The organism is Arenimonas sp. MALMAid1274, assembly GCF_049195245.1.
Lineage (GTDB): Bacteria > Pseudomonadota > Gammaproteobacteria > Xanthomonadales > Xanthomonadaceae > Arenimonas.
The window spans coordinates 97187-111826 of sequence record NZ_JBMIRR010000026.1; the positions used below are offsets into that span (position 1 = coordinate 97187).

The window sequence follows — 14640 nt, forward strand, 5'->3', positions numbered from 1 at the left end:
ACCTCATTCGTCGTCGTCGGCGCCGGCATCGTCGGTGCCGGCATACGTGGGCCGCGTCACCACCGGGGCCTCGCAGCCGGCCGGCACCGCCGCGGCGGGCACCAGCCACCAGCGGCGGCGGTTGGCGATACCGGCCAGTACGGCCTGGTCGCGGTCCACGCAGTCGGGCATGGCCAGCTCCAGCGACAGCACCCAGCGCTGCGCGGGCTGTTCGCGCTGCCAGTCGGCGGCGTCGTTCCACTGCTGGTACCAGGGCCGGCCCCACGAGGCCTGCTTGCCGAAGCCGAAGGTCTGCACCGGACGGCCGGCCACCAGCACCATCTGCTCGCGCCAGGCCACCAGGCCCAGTTCGGCCTGGGGTCCGATGCGCGCGGCGACGTCGGCCATCAGCTGCCGCGGCGAGCTGTGGCGATCCAGCACCGGGTAGGCCATGAAGCTGTAGGCCACCCACAGGCCGCCCAGCATCCAGGCCACGGCCAGCGGTGCGCGCGCGCGCCGGAACCAGGCCACGCAGGCCCAGGCCCAGGCGCCCACGACCACCAGCATCCACGCCAGGCGGGCCATCTCGCCCGCCGTGGCGCCGCGTTCCTGCATCAGCTTGCGTTCGAAGCCCGGATCGCCGAGCAGCACCGCCAGCCCGGCCACCAGCAGCAGCGAGCCCAGCGTCACCACGAAGGCCAGCGCCAGGCGCTGCGGCCCACGCCGGCGCAGCAGGCCCGCCATCAGCGGTGCCAGCGCCAGGCACACCATCGGCAGCGCCGGCATGATGTACACGTCGCGCTTGCCCGACGGGATCGAGAAGAACACGACGATCAACACGGTCCAGGCCAGCGGCAGCAGGTAGCGCGCGTCCTGGCGGCGAAGCCGGCGCCACCAGGCGGGCAATGCCCAGGGCAGCGCCAGCGCCGCCGGCAGCCACAGGGTCAGCATCACGCCCAGGTAGTACCACCACGGCTCGAAGTGGTCCCAGGAATCGGAGTACCGGTTCACCGTCTGGTGGAACAGGATCGTGCGCACGTAGTCGTGCAGCGCGGGATCACCGCGCGTGGCCACGGCCCACAGCATCGGCACCAGCCACACGCCCGTGGCCAGCACGAAGGCCGGCGGACCCAGCAGCCAGCCGCGCCAGCCGCCCAAGGCGATGCCGCGCCAGCGCAGGGCCGCCACGATCGCCGCGGGCAGCAGCATCAGCAGCGCCAGCGCACCCACGCCCTTGGTCACCGTGCCCAGGCCCGCGGCGAACCAGCCCAGGCACCACATGCGCCAGTCCGGCCCGCGCAGCAGGTGCCGGATCAGGCCGTAGTTGGCCAGCGTGATCAGGAACACCACCACCGGATCAATCTGCGCGCGCTTGGCCTGGAAGGTGAACTGCAGCGCGAACAGCAGCAGCCAGGCCGCGTACAGACCGACGCGGCGCGTCCACAGCCGGCGGCCCAGGTCGTACACCAGCGCCAGGCTGCCCAGGCTGGCCAGCAGCGAGGGCAGCAGGAAGCCCGTGCGCAGGCCGCCGGTGAGCTGGATGGCCATGGCCTGCAGCCACATGAAGACCGGCGGCTTGTCCGAATACAGTTCACCGCCGCGCTCGGGGAACAACCAGCGGCCGGTGTCCACCATGTGCTGGGACAGCATCGCGAAACGCGGCTCGTCGGTGGGCCAGGGATCACGCAGGCCCAGGCCGCTGGCGATCACCACGAAGGCAACAAAAAAAAGCCAGGCCAGGTCGCGGGCCGCGCCGGGAGACTGCAGGTTGCGGAGACTGGGCATGGGCGCGCGGCGGACGGCGGGGGAGCCGCGATTATTCCGGCATCGGGCCCCAGCGCCAAGCGCGGCGGGCCGCGCTGCCCCGTGCTCAGGGCATGGGAAGCTTGCAGTCGCGCGCCGCGGCGGGCGTCACCAGCCACCACTGGCGGCGGTTGGCGGTGCCGATGCGGACCGCGTCGGGACCTTCCTGCAGCCGCAGGCAAGCCAGGGCCCGCATGTCCTGCACCAGCAGGCGTCGGCTCGCGTCTGCGCGCGCCCAGTCCAGCGCGCGCGCCAGCTGCTGCGCCGGTGGCACGCGGAATCCGAACTCGGTCACCGGGCCCACCGCCTGCAGCAGGTTCTGTTCTCGCCATCCGACCAGGCCGATGCCGGTGTCCGGTCCGGCGACGGCGCGCGCACGCTGCATCACGCCCGCCGCGGAATTTTCGTCATCCAGCAGCGGGTGCACCACCAGGCCGTATCCAGACCACAGCAGCACCATCAGCAGCGCGCAGGCCTGCAGCGCGCCGCGGGTACGCCACCACAGCGCGCAGGCCAGGCCCAGGCCGCCGACCGTGGCCAGCATCCCCCAGAGCCAGGCGGCCTCGCTGCCCAGGCCGCGCTCGTCCACCAGCCGAACTTCGAAACGCGGCGAGCCCCACAGCGCCCAGGCGCCCCCCACCAGCAGGATGCCCGCCAGCACCACCACGAAAGCCAGCAGCAGTCGCCGGAAGCCGGTGCGCTGCGTGATTGCGTCCAGATAGGGCGCGGCGGCCAGCGCCATCGCCGGCAGCGCCGGCAGGATGTACATGTCGCGCTTGCCGGCGCTGGCGCTGAAGAAGGCGATGACCATCAGCGCCCAGGCCAGCGGCAGCCAGGTGCGGGCATCGCGGGCGCGCCAGGCCTGTGCCCAGGGCTTGAGCAGCCAGGGCAAGGCCAGCGAGAACGGCAGCCAGTAAAGCGCGACGACTTCGAGGAAATACCAGGCCGGTTCGTAGTGGTGCCAGGGATCCACGTACCGTTGCGCGGTCTGCTTGAACAGGATGTTGTCCAGGTAGGCCGCGTGTTCGGGATTGCCACTGCGCAGCGCCACCCACAGCAGCGGCCCGAGCCAGATCGAGATCGCGGCCAGGAACGCCACCGCGCCGCCCGTCCATCGCAGACGGTTGCCCGCGCCCAGCGGCGCCAGGCCATCCCAGCCGCGCCGCGCCATCAGCGCAAAGGGCAGCAGCGCCAGCAGCGGCAGGAAACCCACGCCCTTGCTGATCACGCCCAGGCCCGCGGAAAAACAGCCCAGCCAGAACCAGCGCCAGTGCGGCCCCAGCAACAGGTGCCGGCACAGCCCGTACAGCGCCAGCGTGGTGAACAGCACCAGGGTCGGATCGATCTGCGCGCGCTTGGCCTGGTAGACGAACTGGAAGCTGGCCAGCACCGCCACCGCCGCCCATAGGGCGGCGCGCGGTGTCCACAGCCGGCGCGCCAGGTCCCAGGTCAGCACCAGCGTGCCCATTGCCGACAGCAGCGAAGGCAGCAGGAAACTCCAGCGCCAGCTGCCTACCACGCCGTGCGCCATCGCCAGCAGCCAGAAATACAGCGGCGGCTTGTCGGGATACAGCTCGATGCCGCGGTGCGGGAACAGGAACTCGCCGCTGAGCAGCATCTGCCGGGCCACCAGCACGAAGCGCGGCTCGTCCGCGGGCCAGGGTTCGCGCAGGCCGAAGCCGACCGCGATCACGCCCAGCGCGACTGCGAAAAAAATCCAGGCCTGGCGTCGTTCGGGGGCCGTCATGGAAGCGCGGGCAGCGGCTGGGGCGTACGTCGACTCGATGGAAGGCATCCTTGCGTCGGCGGGTGGTGGCCAGCCCGGATGCTGGCAGGCCCTATCTAATTTTTACATTAACGATCCGGCCCGGATTCAGCCGGCCTTGCGAAGCAGGGCGTAGAAGAAGCCGTCCATGCCGTCTTCCCCGGGGAAGCGCTGGCGGCCCTCGCCGCTGCGGCGTCCGTAGCGGCCGTCCAGCGGGACGGCGGCGGCATCGGGCGTGCGGGCCAGGAAGGCCGCCACCTGCTGCTCGTTCTCTTCGCGAAGCACCGAACAGGTGGCATAGAGCAGGCGGCCGCCGGGCCTCAGCGTGGTCCACAGCGCATCCAGCAGCTTCGCCTGCAACGCGGCCAGCGGCGCGACGTCGGCTTCGCGGCGATGCCATTTGATGTCGGGCTGGCGCCGGATGATGCCCGTGGCCGAGCACGGCGCATCGAGCAGGATGGCGTCGAAGGCGCGGCCGTCCCACCAGGCGGCGGTGTCGGCGGCATCGGCGATGTGCGACTGGATGCGGTCGGAGGCCAGGCCCAGGCGCTCGAGCTGCTGGCCGACCTGGGCCAGCCGGCGCGCTTCGATGTCGATGGCAACCAGTGAACCGGAGCCCAGACGTTCGGCAATCTGGGCGGTCTTGCCGCCCGGCGCGGCGCAGGCATCGAGCACGTGCTCGCCATCGCGCGGATCCAGCGCTTCGATCGCCAGTTGCGCGGCGCCGTCCTGCACGCCCAGCTCGCCGCGCGACCAGCCCGGCAGGCGTTCGACCGGCACCGGGTCGTCAAGGCGGATCGCGCCTGGCGCGATCAGCGAAGGCTCCGCCGGCAGGCCCGCCTCGCGCAGCGCGGACAGCAGGTCTTCGGGCGTGGTGCGCATCGGGTTGGGTCGCAGCCAGAGCGGGGCCGAGACATTGTTGGCGGCCAGGATGGCGGGCACGTCGCCGGGCCAGTCGCGCCGCAGTCGCGCCAGCAGCCAGTCCGGGTGGCTGCTGGCCACGGCCGGATCGTCGCTGGTGGGCAGCGGTTCGCGGCTTGCGCGGCGCAGCAGGGCGTTCACCAGGCCCACCAGGGGCTCGCGGCCCAGGTCGCGGGTGGCCTCGGCGGTGGCGCCGACGGCGGCATGCACCGGCAGGCCCAGCGCATCGAGCTGCGCCAGGCCCACAAGCAGCAGGCAATGCACCGGGTAGTCGCGCGCGGCCAGGGGCTTGGCCAGCCACTGCGACAGCGCGTACTCGTAGCGGCGGCGATGCCGCAGTGCGCCGAAGCAGATGGCCTCGAGCAGGGCGCGGTCGCGCGGATCCGGCAGCGCGGGCAGGGCCTGCCGCAGCATGGCCTTGAGCGACCGGCCCTCGCCCAGTACCGACACCAGCACGCGCGCGGCGCGCGCCCGCAGCGCGGCGCCGGCGGGTGCGCTCATGCGCCGCGCCGCGCCGGCCGGGCGTTGAGGTAATCGGCGATGGCGACCGGACGGCCGCCTTCGCGCTGAACCTGCAGCAGGCGCAGAACGCCTTCGCCGCAGGCCACGTCCAAGCCTTCGCGCGTGGCGGACAGCACCGTGCCCGGCGCGGCATCGGTCCCCTGCGGCAGCGCCACGGCGGCATGCACGCGCAGGCGCTCGCCGTCGATGGTGGCCTCGGCCACGGGCCAGGGATTGAAAGCGCGGACACGGCGCGCCAGGGCAGTGGCCGACAGCCCCCAGTCCAGCCGGGCTTCGGCCTTGTCCAGCTTGTGCGCGTAGGTCACGCCGGCCTCGGGCTGGAGTTGCGCCATCGGCCGCATGCCGGCGCGCAGCAGCTTCAGGCCGTCTTCCAGCACCTCGGCCCCCAGCGTGGACAGGCGGTCATGCAGGCTGCCGCCGGTGTCCTCATCGGTGACCGGCGTTTCCAGCGACAGCAGCACGGGGCCGGTGTCGAGGCCTTTTTCCATCTGCATCAGGCAGACGCCGCTGCGGGTGTCGCCGGCCTCGATGGCGCGCTGGATCGGCGCGGCGCCGCGCCAGCGCGGCAGCAGGGAGGCGTGCACGTTCCAGCAGCCCATGCGCGGGATGTCGAGCACCGACTGCGGCAGGATCAGGCCGTAAGCCACCACGATCATCAGGTCGGGCTGCAGCGCACGCAGTGCGTCGCGTGCCTGCGCCGACTTGAAGTTCAGCGGCTGCTGCACCGGCAGGCCGCGCGCCAGCGCTTCCACCTTCACCGGCGACGGCGCCAGCTGGCGTCCGCGGCCGGCGGGCCGGTCGGGCTGGGTGTAGACGGCAACCACTTCGCCGCGGGCGGCGGCGACGCGCAGGCAGGGCACCGCGAAGGCAGGCGTGCCCGCGAAGACGATGCGCAGGGCCACGTCAGGCGGCCGCGTCGGAATCGCGCTGCTGCTTGGCGAGTTTCTTGCGGACCTGCTCGCGCTTGAGCGGCGAGAGGTAGTCGACGAAGACCTTGCCGGCCAGGTGGTCCATCTCGTGCTGGATGCAGACCGCCAGCAGGCCGTCGGCGTCGACCTCGAAGGCCTTGCCGTCGCGGTCCAGCGCGCGCACCAGCACGCGGTCGGCGCGCTTCACGTCGGCGTAGATGCCGGGCACGGACAGGCAGCCTTCCTGGTAGACCTGGCTGCCTTCGGACTCCAGCACTTCCGGGTTGATGAACACCAGTGGCCGGCTCTTGTCCTCGCTTACGTCCAATACCAGCAGGCGCAGGTGCACGTCGACCTGGGTCGCGGCCAGTCCGATGCCGGGGGCGTCGTACATGGTCTCGAACATGTCGTCGATCAGGCGGCGCAGGGCGTCGTCCACCTGCTCGACCGGTTTGGCGACGGTCCGCAGGCGCGGATCGGGGAATTCCAGGATGGGGAGCTTGGCCATGGACGGAGATTTGGGGAAGTCGGGACCGGACCTCAAGGGGCCGGCACATCATTATACCCCCGGCGGGCTTGCATTCCGGGTCGGGATTTGGGCTATAGTCGCCCAACCTGTCCGGGGAAAATCAGGTGGATAGCCGCCATGCTTAAACGGCTTCTTGCAGTTAGTGCTGCCATGTTGCTCACCGTCGCCACTGCCGCCGTCGCGGCGGAGCTTGCTGGCGATCATCCGACTACCTACACGGTCAAAAAGGGCGACACCCTTTGGGACATTGCCGGCCGCTTCCTCAAGAAGCCCTGGCTGTGGCCCGAGATCTGGCAGGCCAATCCGCAGGTCAAGAATCCGCACCTCATCTATCCGGGTGACGTGCTGAGCCTGGTCTACATCGACGGCCAGCCGCGGGTCACGTCCGCCGGCCCGCAGGTGGGCGAAGCGGTCAACACGATCCCGCTGGCCGATATCGAGCCCTTCCTGAAGCACTTCACCGTGGTCGAGGACGTCAAGTCCCTGCCCTACGTGGTGGGCCTGGAAGAGGATCGCCTGCTCAGCACCGCCGGTCAGTCCGTGTTCGTGCGCGGCCTCGACGGCGCCCAGCCCGGCATGGTGGTCGACATCGCCCGTCCGGTCTACGTGTTCGGCGGCGGCAAGGGCAAGGAAAAGCCCGGCCGTTCCGACCTCGACTTCCGCGGCAATCGCGACCACAGCCACTGGGGCAACCCGCCGGGCTTCGGCGAAGCCTCGGGCGAGTTCCTGGGCCACGAGCTGCAGATCCATGCCACCGGCGAAGTGACGCAGGTGCAGGGCGAGGTGGCCACGGTGGTGCTGCGCGAGGAAGGCCGCGAGATCCGTCTCGGCGACCGCGTGCTGCCGGCCGAGGCCCAGCCCTACGACCTGCAGTTCCTGCCGCGTGCGGCCGACAGCATCCCCGACAACGCCAAGGTCCTGGCGGTTGCCGATGGACTGCAGGCCGGCCCGCGCATCGTCGTGGCGCTCTCGGTGGGTGCCCGCGATGGCATCCGCAACGGTCATGTCTTCTCGATCTGGCATGACGGCGCGCGTCGTCCGGACATCGTCGGACATCGCAACAAGACGTCGGCCAACGGCGACAAGCTCGACATGCCCGATTCGTTCCTGGGCCACCTGATGGTGTTCCGCACCTTCGACAAGGTGAGCTACGCGCTGGTGATGGATGGCATCCGGCCGGTGCGGCAGGGTGACCTGCTGAAACATCCCGACGCCACCGAGTGACTTTCTCCTACATCACGGCGCCCTCGGGCGCCGTGATGCTATGGGGGCCGTGAATTCCGACCGCGCCCTCCTGATCCTCGCCCGAGCCCGCACTCCCGATGCCCTGCTGCGGGTGCTGCTGGCCGCCCATCCCGACCCCTGCGTGGCCCTGGACGTGGCGCGCGGAGGCGCCGGCCTGCCGCTGACGCCTGGCACGCGCGAGGCCCTGCGCCGACCCGATGCGGCGCGCATCGATGCCGACCTGGCCTGGCTGCAGCAGCCCGGTCACGCCCTGCTGGGCTGGCGCGACCCGGACTATCCCGCCCTGCTCCGTCAATGCCCCTCGCCGCCGCCGCTGCTGTTCCTGGCCGGCGACGCCAGCCTGCTGTGGCATCCGCAGGTGGCCATCGTTGGCAGCCGCAAGCCCAGTGCCGGCGGCCGCGACCGCGCGCGGCAGTTCGCGCGGGCGCTGGCGGCCCGCGGCTGGGTGATCACCAGCGGCATGGCCGAAGGCATCGATACCTCCGCGCACGAGGGGGCGCTGGCCACCGGGCGCACCATCGCCGTGGTGGGTACCGGGCCCGACATTGCCTACCCGTCGACCAACGCCGCCCTGCGCGACCGGATCGTCGGCGAGGGACTGCTGGTCAGCGAGCACCCGCCCGGGACCGAGCCGCTGCCCAGCCACTTTCCAAGCCGCAACCGCATCCTGGTGGGCCTGGCCCTGGGCACCGTGGTGGTCGAGGCGGCCTTGCGCTCGGGCGCCCTGGTCAGCGCCCGGCTGGCGGCCGAAGCCGGGCGCGAGGTCTTCGCCCTGCCCGGCTCGGTCGACAATCCCACCTCGCGCGGCTGCCATGCCCTCATCCGACAGGGCGCCGCCCTCGTCGAAGCCCCTGACGAGGTCCTGGCGACCCTGGGTCCGGTCGCGGACAGTCTGGCCACGGCCGTTCGCAACCGGCTCGAAATCCCGTCGACCGAGTCGCCAGTGCACTCAGCCGGCGGACAGCCGGAACCGGACACCGACCACAACCGGCTGTGGTCGGCCCTGGGCCACGACCCTACCGGCATGGATGCGCTGGCCGAGCGCACAGGATTGACGGTGGCCGCCCTGTCCTCCATGCTGCTGATCATGGAGCTGGAAGGGCGCGTGATAGCCGACCACGGTCGCTACGCCCGCCGGTCCTGACCTTCCCATCGCGCCCAGGGCGCAGGCTGAGGGTAATGAAAGAGACCATACTGGACGTACTGCTTTACCTGTTTGAACACTACTTCTACGACGACCCCGACGCCGTCCGGGACCGTGATTCGCTCCAGAACGGCCTGATCCAGGCCGGCTTCAGCCCCGCGGAAATCAACAAGGCCTTCGACTGGCTCGACGAACTCGCGCGCCAGCGCCCGCTGTCGTCCGCGCCCCGGCTCGACACCCCGGTGCGGGTCTACGCGGAGCCCGAGCTGGACCGCCTGGACCTGGAGTGCCGCGGCTTTCTGATGTTCCTGGAGCACAGCGGCGTGATCGACGCCGACCAGCGCGAGCTGGTGCTCGACCGCGTCATGGCGCTGGACCAGGACGAAGTGGACGTGGATGACCTCAAGTGGGTGGTGCTGATGGTGCTGTTCAACCAGCCGGGCTCGGAAGCGGCCTATGCCTGGATGGAAAGCCAGATGTTCGAGGACGAGCCCGAGCCGGTGCACTGACCCGGCGCGGATGACCTGGCGCCCGGCTCCGGCCGGGCGCTGTTTTTGGGGGAAGGCGCGCACGCGCCGGTTCGGGGAGCAGGACGATGACGACGTGGTACTACGTGGATCGCAGCCAGACCCGCCAGGGTCCGGTGGACGCCAGCGTGCTGGTGCAGGCCCATGCCCGCGGCGAGGTGGACGACGCCAGCCTGGCCTGGCGGGAAGGGCTGGGCCAGTGGGCGCCGCTCGGCCAGTTCCGTGACGAGCTGGGCCTGGGCGCCGCGGCCCCGATGCCCCCGGTCCCGCCTCCCGCTCCCGCCTACGCCGCCAGCCCGGTCGCGGCGCCGGAGAAGAAAAGCGGCTGCGGGATCGTGGCGATCGTCCTAGTCGGCGTCGGGCTGTTCCTGATCGTGCTGCTGGGCATCGCGGCGGCCATCGCCCTGCCCGCCTACCAGACGTATATCGTGCGCACCAAGGTGGCCACCGCGGTGATCGAGGCCCGGGCCGCGCAGGCGCAGGTGGAAGCCTTTGTCGCCAACACCGACCGCTGCCCCCGCGACGCGGCCGAGCTGGGCCTGTCGGCCCCGTCCTCCGAGGCGATCGAGCGCCTGGTGGTGGGCGAGGCCAACACCGGCATGTGCATGATCGAGCTCGAGCTCAAGGCGGTCGAGGGCGCTCCCGACCTGGCCGAAGGGCGCATCCGCCTGAGCCGGGACAACGCCGGCGAGTGGTACTGCACCAGCGACCTGGCCAACCGGGAACGCCTGCCGGCCGACTGCCGCTAGGACACCGCATCCCCGGGGGTCGGGGCGGTTTCCGACCCCTGCCCGCGCCGGCCTTGCTTGACAGTGCCGGCCGGGCTGGTGCCTTAATGAAAAAGAACACCCGGCCCGCGCTCCCGCGGGCCGCGCCGTCTGGGCGCCCCTTTCAACGGATTCAGCGAGCACACCCCCGGCCATGGCCAAGAACCTCCTCATCGTCGAATCGCCCGCCAAGGCCAAGACGATCAACAAGTACCTGGGCAAGGATTTCCACGTCCTGGCCTCGTACGGCCATGTCCGCGACCTGGTGCCCAAGGAGGGCGCGGTCGATCCGGCGAACGACTTCGCCATGCGCTACGAGCTGATCGAAAAGAACGAGAAGCACGTCGAGGCCATCGCCAAGGCCGCCAAGTCGGCCGAGGCCATCTACCTGGCCACCGACCCGGACCGCGAAGGCGAGGCCATCAGCTGGCACATCTCCGAGATCCTGAAGGAGCGCGGCCTGCTCAAGGGCAAGGCCCTGCACCGGGTGGTGTTCACGGAAATCACCCCGCGGGCGATCAAGGCCGCGGTGGACAACCCCCGCCAGGTGGCCGGCGACCTGGTGGACGCCCAGCAGGCGCGCCGCGCCCTGGACTACCTCGTCGGCTTCAACCTCTCGCCGGTGCTGTGGCGCAAGGTGCAGCGCGGCCTGTCCGCCGGCCGCGTGCAGTCGCCGGCGCTGCGCATGATCGTCGAGCGCGAGGAGGAGATCGAAGCCTTCGTGCCGCGCGAGTACTGGTCCATGGAGGCCGAGCTCAACCATCCGCAGCAGGCCTTCACGGCGCGCCTGGTCAAGCTGGACGGCCAGAAGTTCGAGCAGTTCACGATCACCGACTCCAAGGCCGCGGAGGCCGCGCGCGCGCGGCTGGTCAAGGCCGCCGGCGACGCCCTGCGCGTCACCGACGTGGTCAGCAAGGAGCGCAAGCGCCGGCCCTCGCCGCCCTTCATCACCTCCACGCTGCAGCAGGAGGCCGCGCGCAAGCTCGGCTTCACCACCTCGCGCACGATGCGGGTGGCGCAGAAGCTGTACGAGGGCGTGGCCATCGGCGAGGAGGGCGCGGTCGGCCTGATCAGCTACATGCGTACCGACTCCGTCAACCTCTCGGCCGAGGCCGTCGCCGAGATCCGCGACGTGATCGCGCGCGACTTCGGCACCGGCGCGGTGCCCGACAAGCCCAACGAGTACAAGTCCAAGTCCAAGAACGCCCAGGAAGCGCACGAGGCCATCCGGCCCACGTCCGCGCTGCGCACGCCGGCTTCGGTAGCGAAGTACCTCGACGATGACGCGCGCCGGCTGTACGAACTGGTCTGGAAGCGCACCGTCGCCTCGCAGATGGTGCCGGCCACGATGAACACCGTCTCGGTCGAGCTGGCCGCCGGCAGCGAGCACAGCTTCCGCGCCAGCGGCACCACCGTGATCGACCCGGGCTTCCTGGCCGTGTACGAAGAGGGCAAGGACGCCAAGACCTCCGAGGACGAGGACGAGGGCCGCAAGCTGCCGCCGATGAAGACCGGCCAGACCGTGCCCCTGGGCAGCATCCACACCGACCAGCATTTCACCGAGCCGCCGCCGCGCTTCTCGGAAGCCTCGCTGGTGAAGACGCTGGAGGAATACGGCATCGGCCGGCCTTCGACATACGCCAGCATCATCCAGGTGCTGCAGAACCGCGAATACGTGTACCTGGACAACCGCCGCTTCCGTCCCAGCGACGTCGGCCGCGCGGTGGCCAACTTCCTCACCGGCCACTTCATGCAGTACGTGGACTACGACTTCACCGCCAAGCTCGAGGACGAGCTGGACTCGGTCGCGGCCGGCGAGGCGGCGTGGATCCCGCTGCTGGAGCGGTTCTGGAAGCCGTTCAAGGCCACCATCGACGAGAAGAGCGAATCGGTCGACCGCTCCGAGGCCACCGGCTCGCGCGTGCTGGGCGTGGACCCGAAGTCGGGCAAGCCGGTGTCGGTGCGGCTGGGCCGCTACGGGCCCTTCGCGCAGATCGGCACCGCCGAGGACGAGGACAAGCCCAAGTTCGCCTCGCTGCGGCCGGGCACCAGCATGCACACCATCACGCTGGAGGAGGCGCTGCCGCTGTTCAACCTGCCGCGCAGCCTGGGCCAGCACGAGGGCAAGGACGTCACGGTGGCCATCGGCCGCTTCGGGCCGTTCGTGAAGCTGGGCGACACCTACGCGTCGCTGGGCAAGACCGACGACCCGTACACGATCAGCTTCGAGGCCGCGGTCGAACTCGTGCGCGCCAAGATCGAGATGATCGCCAACCGCACCATCAAGGTCTTCCCGGGCACCGAGATCCAGGTCCTCAACGGCCGCTACGGTCCCTACATCACCGACGGCGAGAAGAACGGCAAGATTCCCAAGGACCGTGACCCGGCCAGCCTGACCCAGGCCGAATGCGAAGAACTGCTGCTGGCCGGCAAGCCGGTGCGCAAGGGCGGCCGCTTCGGCAAGAAGGTCGCGGCGAAGAAGGTGCCTGCAAAACGCAAGGCGGCGGCAGCCGCGGACGCATCGGCCCCCGCGCCAGGCAAGAAGGCCGCGGTGAAGAAGGCACCCGCCAGGAAAGCCGCGAAGAAGGCCGCAAAGAAAACGGCGAAGAAGGCCACCAAGAAGGCGAGCAAGACGCCCGCGCGCAAGGCGGCGCCCGCCAAGGCGGCGACGCGCAAGACCGCCTGAACGGCTTCGGGATTTTTCACAAATCCCGGGGCGGGCTGTGGCTACACTAGGGGTTCCCACGCCCCTGCGGAGTCCCGCCATGTCCACCCGTCGAACCCTTTGCTCGCTGGCGATCGCGATCGCGCTCGCGGCGCCCGCCGTGCACGCCGCCGCGGTGGACCGCGTCTCCGGCGAACCCGCCCGCACCACCAAGGCCGAAGCCGCGCCGACCTGGCGCCTGCCCAACGCCTCCGCCGCCGGCACTTCGCGCATGCTGCTGTCCGAACTGCCGGTCACGCGCATCGCCGACGTGCAGAAACGCAACAGCCGCGAAGGCATTGCCACCCAGATCGGCATCGCCCGCGACACCGCGTCGGAAGCACCGGCCGGTCTGCCGGCGCTGCGCTGGCAGGATGTCGCCGGCGGCAAGGTCGCCCGCATCGAAGTCGGCTCGCCCGACGCGCCCGGCATGCGCCTGGGCCTGCAGCTCAACGGCCTGCCCGAGGGCGCCGAACTGCGCTTCGCCGGTTCGGACGATCTGGCGCGCGTGCTGCTGGTCAGCGGCGCCGAGGCGCGCAAGCTCTCCTCGCAGGACATCTACTGGACGCCGATGACCGACGGCGAGTTCCAGGTGATCGAGATCTTCGCGCCCAAGGGCATGGACACCGCGCGCATCAAGCCGCAGGTGCCGCAGATCTCGCACCTGCTGGCCAACAGCCGCGAGCTGTTCTCGCTGGGCAAGGCCATCGGCGATTCCGGCGCCTGCAACGTGGACACCGTCTGCCGCGTTGCCGCGCTCGGCCAGAACTTCGTCAATGCGAAGAATGCCGTCGCGCGCATGACCTTCGTGGACGGCGGCTCCAGCTACACCTGCACCGGCACCCTGCTCAACGACACGGTCGCCGCCACCCAGGTGCCGTACTTCTATTCGGCTGACCACTGCATCAGCAGCCAGACCGTGGCCTCCACGCTCAACACCTTCTGGGGCTTCGAGGCCACCACCTGCAACGGCCTGGTGGCCGCGGCGAACACCCAGCTCACCGGCGGCGCCACCCTGCTGTACTCCGACGCCAACACCGATGCGCTGCTGCTGCGCCTGGGCAACGCGCCGCCGGCCGGCGCCTTCTTCAGCGGCTGGAACGCCACGCAGATCGCCGACAACGCCGACGTGCTGGCCATCCACCACCCGGCCGGCGACCTGAAGATGAGCTCGCTGGGCAAGAAGGTGACGCAGGACGCGGAGATGATCCACGCCGGCTGGACCAGCGGCACCACCGAGGGCGGCAGCAGCGGCTCGGGCCTGTTCACGCTGGGCTCGGGCGGCTACGAGCTGCGCGGTGGCCTGTTCGGCGGAAGTGCTTCGTGCGCCAACAGCGGCAACATCGCCACGGCCGCCAATCGCGACTACTACTCGCGCCTGGACGTGGTGTACCCGTCGATCCAGCAGTGGCTGGCCCCCACCACCACGTCCAACGGCCCGACCCGCAACAACGGCGGCCTCTGGTACGTGCCTTCGGAAGCGGGCTGGGGCATCACCGCGTTCCAGTTCTCGGGCGGCAACAACGTGCTGTTCGTCACCTGGTATGCGTTCAACTCGGCCGGCCAGCCGGTCTGGTACCAGCTCGACGGGCAGTGGACCGGCACCGACATCAACTCCGGCCCGGTGCGCCGCTACACCGGCCCGGCCTGGAGCACCAGCTTCAATCCCGCCCAGGTCGCCTTTACCAATGTCGGCACGGCCACCATCAACTTCACCTCGGCCACCGCCGCCACGCTGACCTACACGGTGGACGGCGTCACCCGCACCGTCACGCTGTCCAAGATCGGCAGCTGATCCTGCGGTACCGGCATGGCGCAGCCGGGCG

The 14640-nt window shown here is 70.5% G+C and carries 11 protein-coding genes; 6 read left to right on the plus strand and 5 right to left on the minus strand.

Going from position 1 to position 14640, the window contains the following annotated elements; genetic code table 11:
• Positions 1–3: 3 nt before the first annotated feature.
• From ACOQFR_RS06900 to def, 5 genes are all read right to left on the minus strand, one after another.
• Entirely contained in the window at positions 4–1764 is a 1761-nt protein-coding gene (locus tag ACOQFR_RS06900) for an ArnT family glycosyltransferase (protein WP_421380000.1), read from the minus strand.
• Positions 1765–1849: 85 nt separating this feature from the next.
• On the minus strand, positions 1850–3529 hold the full coding sequence (locus tag ACOQFR_RS06905; protein WP_421380002.1) for an ArnT family glycosyltransferase: 1680 nt from the start codon (positions 3527–3529) through the stop codon (positions 1850–1852).
• A 126-nt stretch (positions 3530–3655) separates the two neighbouring features.
• Positions 3656–4969, minus strand: coding sequence for a 16S rRNA (cytosine(967)-C(5))-methyltransferase RsmB (gene rsmB / locus ACOQFR_RS06910; protein WP_421380004.1), 1314 nt, complete (start codon positions 4967–4969; stop codon positions 3656–3658).
• Positions 4966–5886 carry a methionyl-tRNA formyltransferase gene (gene fmt, locus ACOQFR_RS06915; protein ID WP_421380646.1) on the minus strand — a complete coding sequence of 307 codons (921 nt, stop codon included), beginning with the start codon at positions 5884–5886 and terminating at the stop codon, positions 4966–4968. The genes rsmB and fmt overlap by 4 nt, the downstream gene beginning before the upstream one ends.
• Positions 5887–5893: 7 nt before the next feature.
• Entirely contained in the window at positions 5894–6406 is a 513-nt protein-coding gene (def, locus tag ACOQFR_RS06920) for a peptide deformylase (protein WP_421380006.1), read from the minus strand.
• 138 nt (positions 6407–6544) lie between these two features.
• Between def and ACOQFR_RS06925 the strand changes: the two genes are divergently transcribed.
• The 6 genes from ACOQFR_RS06925 to ACOQFR_RS06950 all read left to right on the plus strand — a co-directional run bounded on the left by ACOQFR_RS06925 (position 6545) and on the right by ACOQFR_RS06950 (position 14609).
• Entirely contained in the window at positions 6545–7651 is a 1107-nt protein-coding gene (locus ACOQFR_RS06925; RefSeq protein ID WP_421380008.1) for a LysM peptidoglycan-binding domain-containing protein, read from the plus strand.
• Positions 7652–7691: 40 nt separating this feature from the next.
• On the plus strand, positions 7692–8816 hold the full coding sequence (gene dprA / locus ACOQFR_RS06930; protein WP_421380010.1) for a DNA-processing protein DprA: 1125 nt from the start codon (positions 7692–7694) through the stop codon (positions 8814–8816).
• A gap of 35 nt (positions 8817–8851) precedes the next feature.
• Positions 8852–9325: a DUF494 family protein gene (locus tag ACOQFR_RS06935; protein WP_421380013.1), complete on the plus strand. Its 474-nt coding sequence runs from the start codon at positions 8852–8854 to the stop codon at positions 9323–9325.
• Between the two features lie 86 nt (positions 9326–9411).
• The gene (locus tag ACOQFR_RS06940; RefSeq protein ID WP_421380016.1) at positions 9412–10092 is read left to right on the plus strand and encodes a pilin; all 681 of its coding nucleotides are present in this window, start codon (positions 9412–9414) and stop codon (positions 10090–10092) included.
• Between the two features lie 172 nt (positions 10093–10264).
• On the plus strand, positions 10265–12796 hold the full coding sequence (locus tag ACOQFR_RS06945) for a DNA topoisomerase I (RefSeq protein ID WP_421380019.1): 2532 nt from the start codon (positions 10265–10267) through the stop codon (positions 12794–12796).
• A gap of 79 nt (positions 12797–12875) precedes the next feature.
• Entirely contained in the window at positions 12876–14609 is a 1734-nt protein-coding gene (locus tag ACOQFR_RS06950; RefSeq protein ID WP_421380021.1) for a trypsin-like serine peptidase, read from the plus strand.
• Positions 14610–14640 lie beyond the last annotated feature (31 nt).

Excerpts from the sequence above, each read along its gene's own strand:
- ACOQFR_RS06900 (WP_421380000.1), bottom strand. The coding sequence starts at position 1,764 with ATGCCCAGTCTCCGCAACCTGCAGTCTCCCGGCGCGGCCCGCGACCTG.
- ACOQFR_RS06905 (WP_421380002.1), bottom strand. The coding sequence starts at position 3,529 with ATGACGGCCCCCGAACGACGCCAGGCCTGGATTTTTTTCGCAGTCGCG.
- rsmB (WP_421380004.1), bottom strand. The coding sequence starts at position 4,969 with ATGAGCGCACCCGCCGGCGCCGCGCTGCGGGCGCGCGCCGCGCGCGTG.
- def (WP_421380006.1), bottom strand. The coding sequence starts at position 6,406 with ATGGCCAAGCTCCCCATCCTGGAATTCCCCGATCCGCGCCTGCGGACC.
- ACOQFR_RS06925 (WP_421380008.1), top strand. The coding sequence starts at position 6,545 with ATGCTTAAACGGCTTCTTGCAGTTAGTGCTGCCATGTTGCTCACCGTC.
- dprA (WP_421380010.1), top strand. The coding sequence starts at position 7,692 with ATGGGGGCCGTGAATTCCGACCGCGCCCTCCTGATCCTCGCCCGAGCC.
- ACOQFR_RS06935 (WP_421380013.1), top strand. The coding sequence starts at position 8,852 with ATGAAAGAGACCATACTGGACGTACTGCTTTACCTGTTTGAACACTAC.
- ACOQFR_RS06940 (WP_421380016.1), top strand. The coding sequence starts at position 9,412 with ATGACGACGTGGTACTACGTGGATCGCAGCCAGACCCGCCAGGGTCCG.
- ACOQFR_RS06945 (WP_421380019.1), top strand. The coding sequence starts at position 10,265 with ATGGCCAAGAACCTCCTCATCGTCGAATCGCCCGCCAAGGCCAAGACG.
- ACOQFR_RS06950 (WP_421380021.1), top strand. The coding sequence starts at position 12,876 with ATGTCCACCCGTCGAACCCTTTGCTCGCTGGCGATCGCGATCGCGCTC.